Origin of the sequence: Streptomyces sp. NPDC093261 (assembly GCF_044753645.1) — a bacterium.
In the GTDB taxonomy this organism is placed as follows: domain Bacteria; phylum Actinomycetota; class Actinomycetes; order Streptomycetales; family Streptomycetaceae; genus Streptomyces.
On sequence record NZ_JBIVNO010000016.1, the window covers coordinates 26,712 to 45,889 of the forward strand.

The window sequence follows — 19,178 nt, forward strand, 5'->3', positions numbered from 1 at the left end:
CGCCGCGGCGCGGCGCCGGGGTGCGCCTCGTACGCGCCTTGGCGCACTGAACCGCCGCTCCGTACAGCCGAGTTGTTGGAGGGAAACGCCACCATGGCCGGAACGACGCCGCACGACGAGCTGCTGGCCTCGCTGCAGCAGTCCGTGTACGTCATCGACAAGCTGGAGAGCGAACTCGCCCGCGGCCGCGAGGAGATCGCGATCATCGGCATGTCCTGCCGGTTTCCCTCCGCGAACAACACGGCCGAGTTCTGGCGGCTGCTGCGCGAGGGCAGGGACGCCATCACGGAAGTCCCGCCGGACCGCTGGGACATGGCGGCGCTGTACGACCCGGACCCGGCCGCAGCGGGGAAGCTGTACACCCGCTACGGCGGTTTCGTGGACGGCGTGGACCGGTTCGACCCGCTGTTCTTCGGCATCTCCCCCAAGGAGGCCGCACGTCTCGACCCCCAGCACCGGATGCTGCTGGAGGTCACCTGGGAGGCCCTGGAGGACGCCGGGCACGCCCCGAGGACCCTGCGCGGCAGCCGCACCGGCGTCTATGTGGGCATCGCCGAGAACGACTACGCACGGCTCGTCGAGGAGGCGGCCGGCACCCGCCTGGAGCACTACGACGCCACCGGCACCGGCTTCTGCTTCGCCTCCGGCCGGCTCTCGCACGTCCTCGGCCTCCAGGGCCCCAACATGGCCATGGACACGGGATGTTCCAGCTCCCTGGTCGCCCTCCACCAGGCGGTGTCCGCGCTGCGGCTCGGCGAGTGCGACCTGGCCCTCGCGGGAGGGGTGCACCTACGGCTGTCCCCGACCACCTCGCTGTCGCTGGCCAGGACCGGCGCGCTGGCCCCGGACGGCCGCTGCAAGACCTTCGACGCCCGCGCGGACGGGTTCGGCCGCAGCGAGGGCTGCGGGATCGTCGTCCTCAAGCGGCTGTCCGACGCCCGCCGGGACGGCGACACCGTCCTCGCCGTCGTACGCGGCTCGGCCGTCAACCACGACGGTCCCGCGAGCGGCTTCACCGTCCCCAACCAGTCCGCGCAGATCTCCCTCATCCGTGACGCGCTCGCCAACGCGGACGTCGCACCGGAGGAGGTGTCCTTCGTCGAGACCCACGGCACCGGCACCGCCCTGGGCGACCCGATCGAGGTCGGCGCCCTCGCCGCGGTGTTCGGCGGGAGCCCGCACCCGGTGCTGCTGGGCGCCGTGAAGAGCAACATCGGGCACACCGAGGGCGCGGCCGGGATCGCCGGTGTCATCAAGACGGTTCTGGCGCTGCGGCACGGCGAGATCCCGGGCAATGTGCACTTCACCGAGCCCAATCCGCACATCGACTGGGCGGACCTGCCGTTCACCGTGCCGTCCGCGCCCACCGCGTGGCCGCCGGCGGGCGGCGCCCGGGTCGCGGGGGTCAGCTCCTTCGGCATGAGCGGCACCAACGCGCACATCGTGCTCGCCGCCGCCCCCGACGACCCCGGGCCCGCCGAGGAGTCCTCCCGTCCCGTGCACGTCCTGGCCCTGTCCGGCCGTACCGAGACCGCGCTGGCCGACGCCAGCCGCCGGATGGCCGGTTTCCTGGCCGAGGGCGCGGGCGGGGCGTCCCTCGCCGACGTCTGCTTCACCGCCGACGCCGGCCGGGACCACTTCGAGCACCGGCTCGCCGTCGTGGGCGACTCGCCCGGGGAACTGGCCGAACGGCTGACCTCGGGCAGCGGGGCCGCCGGGTACGTCCCCGCGCACCGGCCCGTGCCCACCGTGGCCTTCCTCTTCACCGGGCAGGGCGCGCAGTACGCGGGCATGGCGCGCGAGCTGTACGCCGGGCAGCCGGTGTTCCGTCAGGCCGTCGACCGTTGCGCCGAACTCCTCGACCGCCACCTGGACCGCCCCCTGCTCTCCGTCCTACGCCCGGAGGACACCGGCGCCGGCGTCCCGGGCGACGGAGGGAGCGGGACGGGGCAGGAGCCGCTGGACCGTACCGAGTACACCCAGCCGGCCCTGTTCGCGATCGAGTACGCCCTCGCGGAGCTGTGGCGCTCCTGGGGCGTCACCCCCGACGTGGTGCTCGGCCACAGCGTCGGCGGGATCGTCGCGGCCTGTGTGGCCGGGGTGTTCACACTGGAGGACGCGACGCTGCTGGTGGCCGAGCGGGGCCGGCTCATGGGCGCGCTGCCGGACGGCGGTGTGATGGTGTCGCTGCGCGCGGACGAGGCCGCCGTCGCCGCCGCCGTCGCCCCCCACCCGCTGGTGTCCGTCGCGGCCGTGAACGCGCCCGGCGAGGTGGTCGTGTCCGGAGCCGCCGACCAGGTGGAGTCGGCGGTGGCGGCGCTCGCCGAGCAGGGCGTCAAGGCCCGTCGCCTGGCGGTGTCGCACGCCTTCCACTCCCCGCTCATGGCACCGGTCGCCGAGCGGCTGCGCGAGGTCGCGCGGCGGCTGCGGTACTCGGCCCCGCGCCTGACCGTCGTGTCGGACCTGACCGGCGCCCCGGCGGACGCGGACGAGCTGTGCGACCCCGAGTACTGGGTACGGCACGTCCTGGAACCGGTGCGGTTCGCCGACGCCGTACGGGCCGCGCACACCGAGGGCGCCCGGGTGTTCGTGGAGGCCGGGCCCAAGCCGGTCCTGCTGGGCCTAGGCCGGGCCTGCCTGCCCGATGCCGGAGACGACGAGGACGACGCCACGGCCTGGGTGCCGAGCCTCAGGCCCGACCGGGAGTGGTCTGCGCTGCTGTCCGGCGCCGCCGCCCTGCATGTACGGGGCGTGCCCGTGGACTGGGCGGCCGTGGACGGCCGTACCCACGCCCGGCGGGTCCCGCTGCCCACCTACCCCTTCCAGCGCGAGCGCCACTGGTTCACGGCGCCGCCGCAGGGCGCGGGCGCGGCCCGCGCCGCCGCCCGGGTCAGGCCCCTGCTCGACTCCCGGGTGCGCCTCCCGCTGTACCGGGCTACGGTCTTCCAGACCGGGCTCGGCACCGGCACCCTGCCCTTCCTCGGAGAACACCGGGTGGGCGGGGCCGTGGTGTCGCCCGGCGCCTGCCATCTGGCGATGGCGGCGAGCGCCGCCGAGGCGGTCCACGGCGCGCGCACGGTCGTCCTGCGCGATGTGGTGTTCCCCGGGCCGCTGGTGCTGCCCGACGAGGGCACGCGCACCGTCCAACTCGTGCTGAGCCCGGCCGCGGACGCCTCCGAACGGGAGTTCCGGCTGCTCGACGCCACCGAGGCGGAGGAGTACGACGCCGATGGGTCCGAGGACCCCGGGAGCGCTCCCGTGTTCGCCAGTGGCCGGGTGGTCGTGGACCCGGCCCCCGAAGGCCGGGGGACGGACCGGACCGTGGACGTGGCCGCCGTCCGGGAGCGGCTCGGCCGTCGCATCGACGGGGACACGCTCTACGCGCGGCTCGCCGCCCACGGCATCGAACTCGGGCCCCGCTTCCGCAGGCTGGACCGGATCTGGGCGGACGCGGACGAGGCACTGGCCGAGGTGACCCCGGCGGAACCAGGCGCCGCCCCGCTCGCCCCCGTCCACCCCGGCCTGCTGGACGCGCTGTTCCAGGCCACCGAGGCGTGTGCGCTCGCCTCGGACGCGCCGGACGAGGCCCGGCTGCCGTTCGCGGTGGCCCGGCTCGTGGTGCGCCCGCACGCCGACGAACGCGCGCACTGGATCCACGCCCGCCGTGCCCGGGACGGCCGGTGGGACATCGACCTCCTGGACGCCGACGGCAGGCCCCTGGCCGAGGTCGAGGGATTCGAGGACCGTCCCGCCCCCCGTGGCGCCCTCACCACCGCCGCGGAGTGGGCGGGGTGGTTGGTGGGTGTGGAGTGGTCGGAGGTGGGTGGGGAGGGTGTGGGTCCTGGGTTGTCGGGGCGGTGGTGTGTGGTCGATGCGTCCGGGGCCTATGCGTCCGGTGCGTCCGCTGGCTCTGGTGCCTCTGGTGGATTGGGTGGGTCCGGTGGGGTGGATCTGGGGCCGGGTGTGACGTTGGTGGGGGAGGTGTCGGGGGCGGAGCATGTGGTGTTCGTTGCCTCTGGCGTCGGTGACGTTTCGTCAGTGGGCGGGGCGGACGCTTCGGATGCGTCGCGTGGGTTGGCGTTGTCGGTGGGGTTGCTGGGGTTGGTGCAGCGGCTGTCGGCGTGTGCGGTGCCTCCGCGGTTGTATGTGGTGACGTCTTTGGGTCAGGTGGTGCGGGGGCTGGAGCGGCCTGATCCGGCGCAGGGTGCGTTGTGGGGTCTGGTGCGGACGGTGAATGCCGAGCATCCGGAGCTGCGGTGTGTGGTGGTGGACGGTGACGGGGCGACGCCGTTGGAGCGGCTGTTGCGGACCGGGCTGTCGTACAGCGCGGTACGGGACGGGAGGCGTCTGCGTCCGGAGCTGACCCCGGCCCCCGACCCCACCCCCGACCCCGCCCCGAGCCGCCTCGTGCTCACCGAGTACGGCGGCCCGGAGTATCTGCGGTCGCGGCCGGCCCGGCGCCGCTCCCCGCAGCCGGGCGAGGTCGAGATCGAGGTGCGGGCCGCCGGCCTCAACTTCCGTGATGTGCTGATCTCGCTGGGCATGATGCGCGAGCACTACGCGGGGGCCTACGGTCTCGAACACGCCGAGGACATCCCGCTCGGCTTCGAATGCGCGGGCGTCGTCACCGCCGTCGGGCCCGGGGTGATCCAACCGGCCGTCGGCGACGCGGTGATGGCGATGACCGAGGGCGGCTTCGCGGACTACGTCACCACGTCGGCCGGCCAGGTCGCCCCGCTGCCCGAGGGGCTGTCCATGACCGAGGGCGCCACGATCCCGCTGGCCTTCCTGACCGCCTACTACGCCCTGGCCCGCCTGGCCTCGCTGCGGCCCGGCGAACGGGTGCTGGTGCACGCGGCCTCCGGTGGCGTCGGCGGGGCCGCGGTGCAGATCGCGCGGGCCCTCGGCGCGGAGGTGTTCGCCACGGCCGGGCCCGGGAAGCGGGACGCGGTGCGGGCCCTGGGTGTCACCCATGTCCTGGACTCCCGCAGTACCTCGTTCGCCGGGGAACTGCTCGACCTCACCGGGCAGAAGGGCGTCGACGTCATCCTCAACAGCCTCAGCGGCGAGTTCATCCCCGCCGGTCTGTCGGCGCTCGCGCCCGGCGGACGCTTCGTCGAGATGGGCAGGCTCGGCATCTGGTCCCCCGACCGGATGCGGAGCGAACGGCCCGACGTCGGCTACTTCCCGTTCGACCTCGGTGACGACGCCGAACGCGACGGCACGCTGCTGCCCGGCCTGTTCACGGCGCTGGGCGGGCTGTTCGCGTCCGGCGCGCTGCGCCCGCTGCCCATGACGGTGTTCCCGCGCCGGGACGCGGCCCGCGCCTATGCCCATATGCAGCACACCCGGCACATCGGGAAGGTCGTGCTCACCTTCGACCGGCCGGTGCGGTTGTCGTCGGGGGCGGGCTATCTGGTCACGGGTGGTCTGGGTGGTCTGGGGTTGGCTGTGGCGCGCCGGTTGGTGGTGGAGGGTGCGGGTCATGTGGTGTTGGCGGGTCGGGGGGCGGGTGAGCCGTCGGCTGGGGTGAGGGAAGCGGTTTCGGAGATGGAGGCGTTGGGGGCGCGGGTGCATCTGGTGGCGGCTGATGTGTCGGTGCCGGGTGAGGTGGAGCGTTTGGTGGATCGGGTGTGTGCGGTGGCTCCGTTGCGGGGTGTGGTGCATGCGGCGGGTGTGGTGGACGACGGGGTGTTGGGGGCGCAGTCGGGGGAGCGGTTCGGTCGGGTGTTCGGGCCGAAGGCGGGGGGTGCGGGGGAGCTGGACCGGGTGGTCCGGGCCAGGAAGCTGCCGCTGGACTTCTTCGTCGCCTTCTCGTCCGTCGCCGCCCTCCTGGAGGACGGCGGTCAGGGCAACTACGCGGCCGCCAACGCCTTCCTCGACGCGCTGATGGCCCGCCGTCGTGCCGACGGCCTGCCCGGCCTCTCGATCAACTGGGGCCCGTGGGCCGAGGTCGGCATGGCCGCCCACCTGGCCGACCGCATGGCCAGGACCGGCACCGCGATGATCCCTCCGGAGCAGGGCGTCGACGCGCTCATCGCCCTTCTCGGCGCACCCGTCGCGCAGATCGGCGTCATGCCGACCGCGGGACGCGACCGTGTGCGCCGGGCCGGATCCGCAGGCGGCGCCGAGCCGGCCCCGTCCGCCGCCTCCGCCCGGGCTAAGTCCTGGCGCACCCGGCTGACGCAGGCCCCGCCCGACGAGCGTCCCGGGCTGCTGCGCGGCTATCTGGAGCGGCAGCTCATCACCCTGATGGAGCTGCCCTCCGGGTACCGCGTCGACGGGCACACCACGTTCTCCGAACTCGGCATGGACTCGCTGATGGTCGTCGAGCTGAGAAACCGCCTCCAGCGCGATCTGGAGGTGTCGCTCGGCTCGACCGTCGCCTTCAACCACCCCACGGTCGAACAGCTCCAGGCTCACCTGGAGGAACAGCTCGGCCTCGACACGAAGCCCGGCGGCGCGGCGGCCGCGGAGGCCTACGGCAGCGCGGCGGCGGCCGGCGACCGGGCCCCCTCCGGCAGCCCAGACCCCTCCGGTGACCCGGACCCCTCCGGCAGCCCGGACGCCCTGCCCCTGGACGACCTGCGGGCGCTTGTCGACCGCGAACTCGACCTGCTGCTGAACGACGATGAGGACGCCACGCCGTGACCGACCACCACGACAGCGACGACGCGCTCAGACTGCGCAAGGCGCTCACCGCCATCCGCGGACTGCAGACCCGGATCCGCGAACTCGAACAGGAACGGTCGCAGCCGATCGCCGTGATCGGCATGGGCTGCCGTCTGCCGTCGGCACCCGACCCGGACGCCTACTGGGAGCTGCTGCGCACCGGCCGTGAGGCGATCGGGGACATCCCCGCCGACCGGTGGGACGTGGACGGGCTCTACGACCCCGACCCCGGCGCCGAGGACCGTATGTACTGCCGCCGGGGCGGCTTCCTCGACGATGTCGCCGGGTTCGATGCGGGCTTCTTCGGGATCTCGCCGCGCGAGGCCAGGCGGCTGGATCCGCAGCAGCGGCTGCTCCTCGAAGTGGCGTGGGAGGCGCTGGAGGACTCCGGGCGCGACCCCCGCCGGCTGGGCGGCAGCCGTACCGGTGTGTTCGTCGGCATCTCGGAGGCCGAGTACCTCCACCAGATGCAGCGCTCGGCCGCGCACTCCGTGGAGATGCACGATGTGACGGGCACGGCCCTGAGCGTGGCGAGCGGCCGGCTCTCGTACCACCTCGGGCTGCGCGGCCCCAGCCTGGCCCTGGACACGGCCTGCTCGTCGGCCCTGGTCGCCGTGCATCTGGCGGTCCGCAGCCTGCGCGCCGCAGAGTGCGACATGGCGCTCGCCGGCGGGGCCAGCCTGATGCTCTCGCCGGACGCGTTCATCGCGTTCTGCAAGGGGTCGGCGCTCGCCGCCGACGGCCGCTGCAAGACCTTCGACAGCCGCGCCGACGGCTATGCGCGCGGAGAGGGCGCGGGCATCGTGGTACTGAAGCGGCTCGCGGACGCCCTCGCGGCGGGCGACCCGGTGCACGCGGTGATCCGGGGCACGGCCGTCAACCAGGACGGACGGACCAACGGGCTGACCGCGCCCAACGGTCTCGCCCAGCAGGAGGTCATCCGGGCGGCGCTGGCGGACGCCGGGATCGCGCCGCACGAGGTGGGCTATGTAGAGGCGCATGGCACCGGCACCCAGCTCGGCGACCCCATCGAAGTGGAGGCGCTCGGCGCGGTCTTCGGCGACCGCGGTCCGGCGGGCCCGCTGTTGATCGGCGCCGCGAAGACCAACATCGGGCACCTGGAGGCCGCCGCCGGGGCCGCCGGGCTCATCAAGGCGGTGCAGGTGCTCCGGCACGGCCAGGTGCCCCCCAACCTCAACTTCCGGGAGCCCAACCCCCACATCCCGTGGGCGGACCTGCCCGTGGAGGTGCCCACCGAGCTGCGGGACTGGCCCGAGGCCGCCCGCGCCGCCGGTGTCAGCTCCTTCGGCTTCAGCGGGACCAACGCCCACGTCGTCCTGGAGGCCGCGCCCGTCACCGCCTCCACGGCCCCTGCGACCGTCACCGCCTCCACGGCCCCTGCGACCGTCACCGCCTCCACGGCCCCTGCGACCGTCACCGCCTCCACGGCTTCCGCAACTGTCACCGACTCCACGGCCCCCGCCCCCGCCACCCAGGGCCCCGACCGCCCCCGCCACGTGCTGCCGCTGTCCGCGCGCACTCCCGAGGCCCTGCGCGAACTCGCCGGCCGGTACGCCGCGTTCCTCACCGGGCCCGCCGCGCCCCCGCTCGCCGATGTGGCCCACACCGCCGGCACGGCGCGTTCGGCCCACCCGCACCGGCTGGCGGTCCCCGCGGCGGACGGCGCCGAGGCGGCCGGCCTGCTGGCCGCCTACGCGGAGGGGCGCCGCGCCCGAGTCTCGTCGGGCCATGCCACCGCGCGCCCCGGCGTCGCGTTCCTGTTCACCGGTCAGGGCTCCCAGTACGCGGGCATGGGCCGGCTGCTGTTCGACACGCACCCGGGCTTCCGGCGGACCCTGGAGACCTGCGACGAGATCCTGCGCGGGCACGGACTCCTGGAGGCCCCGCTGCTCGACGTGCTGTACCCGGCGCCCGACGGCCCGGGACAGGGCCTGATCGACCGCACCTCGCACGCCCAGCCCGCGCTCTTCGCGCTGGAGTACGCGCTCGCGCGGCTGTGGCGCTCGTGGGGCGTCGAGCCGCAGGTCGTGCTCGGCCACAGCACGGGCGAGTACGCGGCCGCCTGTGTGGCGGGCTTCTTCAGCCTGGAGGACGGCCTCGAACTGGTCGCCCGTCGAGCCCGGCTCATCGAGGACACCACCTCGGGCGGAGCGACGGCGGCGGTCCTCGCTCCGGCGGACGAGGTCGTGCCGGTGCTCGAGGCCTTCGCCGGGCAGGTCGGCGTCGCCGGGCTCAACGGGCCCCGCGAGACCCTGATCGCGGGCACCGCCGGCGCCGTGGCCGAGGCGCTCGCGGCGCTGAAGGCCCGGGGACTGGACGGCCGGTCGTTGCGCATCCCGCACGCCCCGCACTCCCCGATGATCGAGCCCGCGCTCGCCGCGTACGAGAAGGCCGCCGCACGGGTCACGTACACCGCGCCCCGCGTGAAGATGATCTCGAACGTGACCGGCGCACCGGTCGACGCCGTGGACGCCGCCTACTGGTGTCGTCATATGAGGGAGCCGGTCCGGTTCTCCGACGGAATGGCCGCTCTCGCCAGGGAGGACTGCGGCGCGATCCTGGAGATCGGTCCACAGCCGGTGCTGCAACTGCTGGGCCGGCAGAGCTGGACCGGGCCCGCGGTGCGCTGGCCGTCCTCCCTGTGGGAGGGCCGCGACGACTGGAAGCAGCTCCTGCACAGCGTCGCCGAGCTGTACACGGCGGGCGTGGACGTCGACTGGGCCGCGTTCGACGGCCCGTACGGGCGCCGCCGGGTGCCGGCCCCCACGTATCCCTTCCAGCGCACTCCCCACTGGTTCGCACGGAGAGAAGAGCCCACTGTGCCTGAGCAACCCTCGTCCCAGGTGTACGCCCCCGCGCCGGCCACCGAGGCCGGGCGGCGCGAGCGTATCCTCGCGGACCTGCGTGAACGCGTGGGCGCCGGACTGGAGATGGAGATCTCGGACATGGTGCCCGGGACCACCCTCGTCGACCTCGGGGCGGACTCGCTGCTGATGGTGCGGATCATCCAGGACATCACCGATCTGTACGGCATCACGCTCACCGTGGGCCGCCTCTTCGACGACCTGGACACCCCCGAGGCCATCGCCGAGCACCTGGACGCCCACCTTCCGGCGGGCCACCCCCTGCCGGGCGACGCGCCCGCCCCCGTACACGCACCCGCCCCGGCGCCCCTGCCCGCCGCGGCGGGAACCACCGTCACGCCGGCCCCCGCCGCCCTGCCCGTCCTCCCGGCCGCAGCCGCGGACCAGGGCGGACTCGCCCAGCTCATGGCGGCGCAACTGGAAGTGATGCAGCATCAGCTGGAAGTACTTGCCCGGCACGGCGAGTCCGCTCCCGCCGCGCTGCCCGCCGCCGCTGCCCCCGCTGCCGCCACCGTCCCCGCACCGCGCCGCGAGACGGCCCCCGCACCGGCCCCCGCGGGCCGGCCCGGCCCCGCGAGGCGCCCCGTCGCGGCCGGCGCGCCGCCCCGGGAGCTGACCCCCGCCCAGCGGGCGCACCTGGACGAGCTGCTGGACACGTACAAGAAGCGGACGGCGGGCTCGCTGGCGCGGGCCGTCGACCACCGGGCGCGGCGGGCCGACACCCGGATGCGGTCGGTGCGGCCCGAGACCCGCTCCGTCTCGTACCCCGTCATCGGAGAGCGGGCGCACGGCGCGCACTTCTGGGACATCGACGGCAACGAGTACATCGACATCGCCATGGGCGTCGGCGTGCTGCTGTGCGGCCACGACCCCGACTTCGTCGCCGGTGCCGTCGCCGACCGGCTGGAGTACGGCCTCCAGCTCGGCCCCATCTCCTCCCTGTCCGACGAGGTCGCCGAGCTGGTGTGCGAGATGACCGGCGTGGAGCGGCTGTTCTTCGCGGTGACCGGCACCGACGCGGTCCGGGGCGCGCTGCGCATGGCCCAGGCGGCGACCGGCCGCTCCCGGTTCGTGATGTTCTCCGGGTCCTACCACGGCCAGGACGACCGGGTGCTGGCCCTGCCGGACGTGCTGGGCGACCCCACGCACTCCCTCCCGATGGCGCCCGGCATCTCCCCGCAGTCCGCCCAGGACCCGCTGATCCTCACCTACGGCGCCGCCTCGGCCCTGAAGGCCATCGAGGAGCACGCGGACCAGCTCGCGGGCGTGCTCGTCGAGCCCGTGCAGAGCCGCAACCCGGCGCTCCAGCCCGCCGGGTTCCTCAGGGAACTGCGTGAGCTGACCGCCCGCCTCGGCATCCCGCTCATCTTCGACGAGGTGATCACCGGCTTCCGGGTCCACCCGGGCGGCGCTCAGGCGTACTTCGGTGTGCAGGCCGACATCGTCGCGTACGGAAAGGTCGTCGGCGGCGGCCTGCCGGTGAGCGTCGTGGCCGGCAAGGCCGAGTACCTGGACCGCGTCGACGGAGGGGTGTGGGCCGACGGGCCGGGCCCCGACCCCGACAGCGAGAAGACCTATATCGGGTCCACGTTCGAGATGCACCCGCTGGCCATGGCCGCCGCCCGGGGCATCCTGCGGCACCTGCGCGACCAGGGCCCCGGGCTTCAGGAGGCCCTCACCGCGCGCACGACCCGGCTCGCGGAGACCCTCAACGCCTTCTTCGAGGCGGAGGAGGTGCCCATCCGGGTCCTGCACTTCTCCTCGGTGTTCCGGTTCGCGTGGCGCGGCAACGCCAGCTACGCCTACCAGCCGCTGGAGATCGAGGTGTTCCACTTCCACCTCCTGAGCCGGGGCGTCTATCTCTGGGAGGGACGCACCTGCTTCCTGTCCACCGCGCACACCGACGAGGACATCGACGGCATCATCGCCGCCGTCAAGGAGTCCATCGCGGCCATGCGCGAGGGGGAGTTCCTGCCGCCCGCACCCGGTGCCGCCGCACGCCCCGTTCCCCTCGGCGAGGAGCAGTGGCCCCTGCTGGCCCTGGAGCGCGCCGCCGACGACGGCGCGCCCTCCTGGACGGTCCCCGAGGACATCCGGCTGCGCGGCCCCCTCGACCTGCCCGCGCTGCGCCGCGCCGTGGCCGCCCTGACCGCCCGCCACGAGGCGCTGCGCACGGTCTTCCCCGACGGCGGCGCGAGCGGGACCGCCCTGGTGCGGCCCGCCGCCGACATCCCCGTGGAGGCCGTCGACCTCACCGCGGTCACCGCCGACCGGCGGGACGAGGGGGTCGAGGCATGGTGGCGGGAGGCGATGGCGCGGCCGTTCTCCCTCACCGAGGGGCCGCTGCTGCGCATCGCCGTGCTCCGGCTCGCCGACGACCTGCACGACCTCGCCCTGCTCGCGCACCACATCGTCTCGGACGGCTGGTCCGTCTCCGTCCTGACCGAGGAGCTGGCCGCCCTCTACACCGCCGAGCGCCGTGGCACCCCCGCGACGCCGGCCCGCCCCCTCCAGCACCGCGACATCGTGGAGTGGCAGCAGCGGCGGCGGCCCGAGCTCGCCGAGCAGCAGGCGTACTGGCTGGAGAGATTCCGCGACGGCTTCCCGGACACGCTGCTGCCCACCGACCGCGACCGGAAGGGCGACACGGGCTCCCACCACGGCGCCCGGTTCACCACCACCCTCGACGCCGAGCTGCTCACCGCGGTCAAGAAGACCGGACGGGCCCACAGGGCGAGCCTGTTCATGACGCTGCTCACCGCGTACAGCCTGCTCGTCCACGAACTGACCGGGCAGGACGACATCGTCGTCGGCACCCCCCAGGCGGGCCGTGCCCTCAAGGGCAGCGAGTCGGCCGTCGGCTACTGCGCCCACTTCCTGCCGGTGCGCAGCACCCTGGCCGCGGACGCCACCCTCGCCGGGCATCTGCGGACCGTCCGAGCGGCCGTGCTGGCCGCCTTCGAGCACCAGGAGGTGCCGTTCGCGCGGCTGCGCGACGCGCTCGGCGCGGACCCCGCCACCTTCCCGCTGCCGCTGCGCACCGTCTTCAACCTCGACCGCGCCACACCGTGCCCCGACTTCGAGGGGCTCCAGGCGGAGTTCCGGCCCGTGCCGACACGGTTCGCGCTCACCGACTTCCGCCTCGACGGCCTGGAGCACGACGGCGGGCTGCGCCTGGACTTCGACTACCGCACGGACCTCTTCGACGACGCCCGCGTGCGCGCCTGGGCCGCCCGGTTCCGGGCGCTGCTGGAGGAACTGGCCGCCCATCCGGAGCGGCGTGTCGACGAGCTGCCGCGCTGAACGTCCCCGAGTACACGCAGAGCCCCGACACAAGGAGAGCCCGTGATACCCGTACTCGCCCTCGCCGACCTGGAGGCCGGCCGGCCCGCGACGCTCGACCGGCTGCACGACGCACTCCGTGACCACGCCATCGTCCATGTCGACGCCCGGGCCGAGCCGGCCCCGGAGTTCTTCCCCTCCCTCCACGAGCAGACGCGGGCGTTCTTCGCGCTGCCCGAGGAGGCCAAGCGGGCCCTGGACATCGACAAGTCGCCCAACTACCGGGGCTATGTCGCGCAGGGCGCCGAGTACACCAACGGTGTGCCCGACCTGAAGGAGTCCTTCGAGTTCGGCAAGGAGACCGCGGCGCCCGAGGGCGAGGAGCAGCCCTGGCACGCCGGCCTGTACGGGCCGAACCAGTGGCCCGACGCGTCCGTGCTGCCCCGCTTCCGGCCCGTGATGGAGGCCTACTCGGCGGCCGTGGACCGCATCGCGCTGGCGACCCTGCGCGGTGTGCTGCTCACCCTGGACCAGCCGGCCGACACGGACGACGCCGTCACGAGCGGAGAGCTGTGCTCCTACTCCCGGCTCATCCGCTATCGCGACCCGGCCGGTTTCGGCGCCGGGCAGTCCCGGCTGGAACGGCACACCGACAGCGGGCTGCTGACCGTCAGCCTCCAGGAGCAGCCCGGACTCGAGGCCGAGGCGGCGGACGGCCGCTGGGTGCCCGTCGAGCCGCCCGACGACGTCTTCTCGGTGTTCGGCGGCGAGCTGATGGAGGTGTGGACGCACGGCTACTACCGGGCCTGCCCGCACCGGGTCCACAACTCGGCCCTGCGTGCCGAGCGACTTTCCTACGCGTCGTTCTTCCTGCCCGATCTGCGCCGGCCGCTGGTGCCGGTGGACCGCGCGTCCAGTCCGCGGCTGAGCGGCCCCCTCGCGGTGCCGGCAGGCAACTCGTGGCTCGCGGGAGGCCGGGAGCTCATCCCGACCACTCCCGTGGGCGAGCTGGAGTGGGCGCGCATGAACGTGATCTTCCCCGGGCGGAACAACGACGGCACGAGCACCGAGAACGGAGAGGGGCAATGAGCGACAACACCCACGGCACGGCCTTCAAGGAAGTCCCGGTCATCGGCATCGGCCCGCTGGTGACGGCCGACCCCGACCCGGAGGAGCTGCGGCTGGCCGTGGAGCGGATCGGCGAGGCCTGCCGCGACGTCGGCTTCTTCTACATCACCGACCACGGCATCTCCGAGGCGGACAGCCGCGCCCTGTTCGGCGCGGCCCGGGACTTCTTCGCCCTCCCCCTGGAGGAGAAGATGAAGATCCGGCTCGGCGTCACCGAGCAGTTCCGCGGCTATGTCCCGCTGGGCGGCGAGGTCACCGCGGGCAAGACGGACTGGCACGAGTGCCTGGACCTCCAGCCGGAGTCCGGCCGGCAGGCCGGCACCATCGCCGCCGCCGCGGCCGCCCGGCGCCCCGGTGTCCACCCCCTGGACGACCCCGGCCAGTGGCCCCCGGCCCTGCCGTCGTTCCGGGAGACCGTGATGCGCGCCTGGGACCAGCTCTACGGGCTGAGCGCCCGCATCGCGGCCGGGATGGCCCTCAGCCTCGGCATCGACGAGCACTACTTCGCGCCGTACCACGGTGTGGAGCTGAGCGACCTGCGGATGGTGCACTACCCGCCGTACAACGAGACCGTCGGCGGGGCCGCGCCCGAGAAGCTGGCGATGGAGGAGGTCGACCACGGCTTCGGCGCCCATGTCGACTACGGCTTCCTCGCGGTGCTCCAGCAGGACGAGGTGGGCGGCCTGGAGGTGCTCAACGCGGAGGGGGAGTGGATCCCGGCACCGCACATCCCCGGAACCTTCCTCGTCAACATCGGCCAGATGATGCAGCGCTGGACCAACGACCGCTACCGCGCCACCTGGCACCGCGTCCAGCTCCCGGGGGCCGTCGACCGCTACTCGATCCCCTTCTTCTTCGAGCCCGCCTACGACGCCGTGATCAGCCCGCTGGACGTCTGCTGCGACGACGACAACCCGCCGCGCTACGAGCCCGTCCAGTTCGGCCCCTATGTGGTGGAGCTCTTCTCCAAGGCCTACGACTGAGCCCTCGTCCAAGGCCTGCGACCGAACCCGCGCGGCCCGTCGCGACTCCCGCACATCCGACATCAGGAGACAGGTACCGTTCATGGACAAGCCGCTGATCGTCAACTCGTGGAACGAGTGGGACCCGCTGCAGGAGATGGTGGTCGGCTCCGCCGACAACGCCTTCTTCGAACCCACCGAGCCTGGCAGCCGGCCCGCCATCCGCAACGCGCCCGACACCCCGTTCCCGACCGGCCCCAAGTCCAAGGAGGCCATCGACCGGGCCAACGAGGAACTGGACGGTCTCGTCCGGCTGCTCCAGTCCCAGGGCGTCACCGTGCGCCGCCCCGAGACGCACGACTTCTCCGCCCCGGTGCGCACCCCCGACTTCGAGGTGGACAACCAGTACTGCGCGGTCTGCCCGCGCGACGTGATGATCACCATGGGCCACGAGATCATCGAGGCCACCATGTCGCGCCGCGCCCGGTACTTCGAGTACCAGCCCTACCGCAAGCTGGTGTACGAGTACTGGAACGCCGACCCGCGCGTCGAGTGGACGACCGCGCCCAAGCCGTCGATGGCCGACGGGATGTACCGCGAGGAGTTCTGGGAGTGGCCGCTGGAGGAGCGGCACGCCAAGATGCACTCGTTCGAGTTCTGCGTCACCCAGGACGAGGTCGTCTTCGACGCGGCCGACATGAGCCGCCTGGGCCGCGACATCCTGGTCCAGGAGTCGATGACCACCAACCGGGCCGGCATCCACTGGCTCAAGCGCCATCTGGAGCCGCGCGGCTTCCGCGTCCACCCGGTCCACTTCCCGCTGGATTTCTTCCCCTCGCACATCGACTGCACCTTCGTACCGCTGCGCCCGGGGCTGATCCTCACCAACCCGGAGCGCCCGCTGCGCGAGGGCGAGGAGCGGATGTTCCTGGACAACGACTGGGAGCTGGTCGAGGCCCCGCAGCCGGTCCTGAACAACGACGAGATGCCGCTGTACTGCCAGTCCTCCAAGTGGCTGTCGATGAACGTGCTCAGCATCTCCCCGACGAAGCTGATCTGCGAGGAGCAGGAGAAGCCCCTCCAGGACCTGCTCGACAAGCTCGGCTTCGAGGTCTTCACCGTCCCCTTCCGCAATGTCTTCGAGTACGGCGGCTCCCTGCACTGCGCCACCTGGGACGTGCGGCGCGAGGGCACCCGCGAGGACTACTTCCCCCGTCTCGCCTACCGGCCGCTGGTCTGACCGCTCACGATGGGAGCCCCCATGTACATCCTCGGCATCAACTCGGTCTACCACGAGTCCTCGGCCGCCCTGCTGAAGGACGGCACCGTGGTCGCGGCGGCGGAGGAGGAGCGCTTCAACCGCGTCAAGCACGGCAAGCAGGCGCGCGCCGACAACCCCGACGAACTGCCCGTGAGCGCCATCCGGTTCTGCCTGGACAAGGCCGGGATCACGCTGGCGGACGTGGACCATGTCACCTGCGCGGCCGACCCCGCGGAGATCCAGGCCGTCAAGGACGGCGGACTGCCCTCCCCCTGGGACAGTGCCGAGAAGCAGTCGCTGTTCCTGGACACCCTGCCCAACATCCCCAAGAAGTTCACGGAGCTGGGTTTCACCGGTGACTTCCACTGGGTGGCGCACCACACCGCGCACGGCGCTTCGGCGTACTTCGCGTCCACCTTCCCCGACGCCGCGGTGCTGGTCGTGGACGCGCTCGGCGACGACGCGTACTCGACCCGCCTCTACCACGGCAAGGGCAACGCGCTGGAGGTCGTGCAGAGCGTCCGCTACCCGGCTTCCATCGGCTATCTGTGGGAACTGGTGTCGGTCTTCCTCGGCTTCGGGGTCTACGACGCCGCCAAGGTCATGGGGCTCGCGGCCTACGGCGACCCGCAGCGGTTCGCAGAGGGCTTCGGCCGGCTCGCCTGGACCACCGAGGACGGCGGCTTCGACATGCGCCACGACCTGCTGAAGTTCAGCGACATCCTGTACTACCCGCCGTCCGCCGACACCTCCGGTCTGGAGTCCGTGCTCGGCGTGCGGCCGCGCCGCCCCGAGGAGCCGCTGGAGGACGTCCACCACGACATCGCCGCGGCGCTCCAGGAGAAGACCAACGAGCTGGTCCTGCACATGGTGCGCCATCTGCACAGCGTGACGGGCGCGAGCAGGCTCTGCCTCGCGGGCGGTGTCGCCCTCAACTGCGTCACCAACCAGGTGGCCTTCGAGCAGGGCCCGTTCGACGAGCTGTACGTCCAGCCCGCGGCGCACGACGGCGGCCTGTCCGTGGGCTCCGCCCTCCATGTGTGGAACGCGATCCTCGGCCGGGAGCGAGGCGAGGAGATGCGCCACGCCTACTGGGGCCCGTCCTACACCGAGGCGGAGATCGAGAAGGAACTGGCAGCCCGCGACGGCCTGCTCGTCGAGCGTCCCGAGGACTTCGAGGGACAGGTCGCCCGGCTGCTCGGGGAGGGCCATGTCATCGGGCTGTTCCAGGGCGCCATGGAACTCGGTCCCCGGGCGCTCGGCAACCGCAGCATCATCGGTGACCCCCGCAGCCGATCCATGCGCGACGACCTCAACCACAAGGTCAAGCACCGGGAGTACTTCCGTCCGCTGGCGCCCAGCGTGCTCAGCGAGGCGGTGCCCGAGTGGTTCGAGGTCGCCAAGGAGACCAGCGCGGGCGACTTCATGCTGATGGCCTACCCGGCGAAGGCCGACAAGCACGACCGGATGGGTGCCGTCCTGCACGTCGACAACACCTGCCGCATCCAGGCCGTGCGCGCCGATGTCAACCCGCGCTTCCACCGCATCATCAGCGAGTTCGAGGCGCTCACCGGTGTCCCCATGGTCCTGAACACCTCGTTCAACGACCAGGAGCCCATCATCTGCTCGCCGGCCGACGCCCTGGCCACCTTCCTCAAGACCGAGATCGACTATCTGGCGATCGGACCGTTCCTCGTGCGCAAGGACGTCTCGGAAGGAGGCACGGAGGGGGCGGCGCAGTGAGGCCGCACATGGCGCGCATCCAGGAGGCGGTGCGCCGCATGGTCGAGGACCGGGGCCCGTACTGGGCGCCGGACCCGCCCGACGCGTACCTCGCCGAGCGCGTCGCCGCCCTGCGCGAGGCCTTCGGTGGCGCTGCCGCCGACCGGTCCACCGCGGGGCGGCACCTCGCCGAGGTGATCGTCGCGGCGGTGGCCCTGGCCAACGGCTACGGCATTCCTCTTCAGCAGGCCTTCAACGAGGCGTCGTGGCCCGCCGACCTGACCGAGGCGTCGCTGTGGCCGAAGCGGCCGCTGCCGCTGCCGGAGGCCGTGGCCCGGCTCGCCGCCGCCGCCGAGCCGGTCCGCCGGACCATGGCCTTCCATCGCTCCGACGCCCGGCAGGGCAGCGATCCGAGCGTGGTGGCCCTGCGCCGGGCGCTGCCCGCTCTGCTGAGGGCCGCGATCGCCGGCTTCGCCTCGTACGAGGAGCTGGGCGAGGAACTGGTGCGGCTGCTGGAGTCCACCCCGGGCAGGGAACGGGCGGCGGAGGCGGAGTTCGACCCCTCCCGGGCCGAGTCGGTGCGGCTCATCCGGCCCATCCAGACGGAGACCTTCTGTCCCTTCGCCCAGAAGTCGGTGCTGTGGGGGCCGCCGTCCTACGACGAGCAACGCTCGTTCGAGGACAACATGACGGCGTCACTGCCGCCCCTGCGCCGCTTCCTGCGAATTCTGGACCGCGATGTCATCGACGGATTCGTCTACGCCTTTCCCACCCGGGTATTCGGCGACACGTTCGACGATCTGGCCCAGGTTTTCCGGGATTTCGTCGAGTTTCTGCACAGGAATCTCACCGAAGCGGCTCCCGCGGGTCTGGACCCGGCGATCGCGACCGATTCCCGGTGGTACTTCGTGCTGGAGGGAGAGGAATGCTTCATCAGCGTGTTCGCGCCGTGCTACCCGCATGACCATTCGCGGTACATGAATGGTGTCGAAGGTCATTTCCTCTTCATGCTCCAACCCGAGGCGGCCATCCTGCGGGTGCTGACGAAGGACGACTACCACGCGCGGACCGAGGCGATACGCCGGCGATTCCGGGACGGATTCCAGCGGTACCCTGTGGCCGATCTGGAGATCGACCGGTTCCTGCTGCCGCTGCGGGCGGACGATCCACCCGTCAGGTGGTACGAGCTGGATCCCACCCTCTGAACGGGCCGCTGACGACGGCGGGGCGGCCGGGACCCGGATCCCGGCCACCCCGCCCTCCGGC

At 72.9% G+C, this 19,178-nt stretch carries 7 protein-coding genes; all 7 read left to right on the forward strand.

From position 1 onward, the window contains the following. Positions 1-93 precede the first annotated feature (93 nt). The 7 genes from ACIP94_RS28050 (at position 94) to ACIP94_RS28080 (ending at position 19,117) form a co-directional block, all read left to right on the forward strand. Entirely contained in the window at positions 94-6,651 is a 6,558-nt protein-coding gene (locus tag ACIP94_RS28050; RefSeq protein ID WP_402431424.1) for an SDR family NAD(P)-dependent oxidoreductase, read from the forward strand. 122 nt (positions 6,652-6,773) lie between these two features. After that, the gene (locus tag ACIP94_RS28055; protein WP_402431748.1) at positions 6,774-12,860 is read left to right on the forward strand and encodes an aminotransferase class III-fold pyridoxal phosphate-dependent enzyme; all 6,087 of its coding nucleotides are present in this window, start codon (positions 6,774-6,776) and stop codon (positions 12,858-12,860) included. Positions 12,861-12,902: 42 nt separating this feature from the next. Continuing rightward, on the forward strand, positions 12,903-13,928 hold the full coding sequence (locus tag ACIP94_RS28060; protein WP_402431427.1) for an isopenicillin N synthase family dioxygenase: 1,026 nt from the start codon (positions 12,903-12,905) through the stop codon (positions 13,926-13,928). Then, positions 13,925-14,950, forward strand: a complete 1,026-nt coding sequence (locus ACIP94_RS28065) for an isopenicillin N synthase family dioxygenase (RefSeq protein ID WP_402431430.1) — start codon at positions 13,925-13,927, stop codon at positions 14,948-14,950. Before ACIP94_RS28060 ends, ACIP94_RS28065 begins: the two co-directional genes overlap by 4 nt. A gap of 82 nt (positions 14,951-15,032) precedes the next feature. After that, positions 15,033-16,169, forward strand: coding sequence for a glycine amidinotransferase (locus ACIP94_RS28070; RefSeq protein WP_402431433.1), 1,137 nt, complete (start codon positions 15,033-15,035; stop codon positions 16,167-16,169). A gap of 21 nt (positions 16,170-16,190) precedes the next feature. Beyond that, positions 16,191-17,933, forward strand: coding sequence for a carbamoyltransferase (locus tag ACIP94_RS28075; RefSeq protein ID WP_402431436.1), 1,743 nt, complete (start codon positions 16,191-16,193; stop codon positions 17,931-17,933). Positions 17,934-17,941: 8 nt separating this feature from the next. Next, a complete protein-coding gene (locus tag ACIP94_RS28080; protein WP_402431439.1) occupies positions 17,942-19,117 on the forward strand; it encodes a YqcI/YcgG family protein in 1,176 nt (391 codons plus the stop codon). The last annotated feature ends 61 nt before the right edge of the window (positions 19,118-19,178 follow it).

Excerpts from the sequence above, each read along its gene's own strand:
- ACIP94_RS28055 (WP_402431748.1), top strand. The coding sequence starts at position 6,774 with ATGGGCTGCCGTCTGCCGTCGGCACCCGACCCGGACGCCTACTGGGAG.
- ACIP94_RS28065 (WP_402431430.1), top strand. The coding sequence starts at position 13,925 with ATGAGCGACAACACCCACGGCACGGCCTTCAAGGAAGTCCCGGTCATC.
- ACIP94_RS28050 (WP_402431424.1), top strand. The coding sequence starts at position 94 with ATGGCCGGAACGACGCCGCACGACGAGCTGCTGGCCTCGCTGCAGCAG.
- ACIP94_RS28080 (WP_402431439.1), top strand. The coding sequence starts at position 17,942 with ATGGCGCGCATCCAGGAGGCGGTGCGCCGCATGGTCGAGGACCGGGGC.
- ACIP94_RS28070 (WP_402431433.1), top strand. The coding sequence starts at position 15,033 with ATGGACAAGCCGCTGATCGTCAACTCGTGGAACGAGTGGGACCCGCTG.
- ACIP94_RS28075 (WP_402431436.1), top strand. The coding sequence starts at position 16,191 with ATGTACATCCTCGGCATCAACTCGGTCTACCACGAGTCCTCGGCCGCC.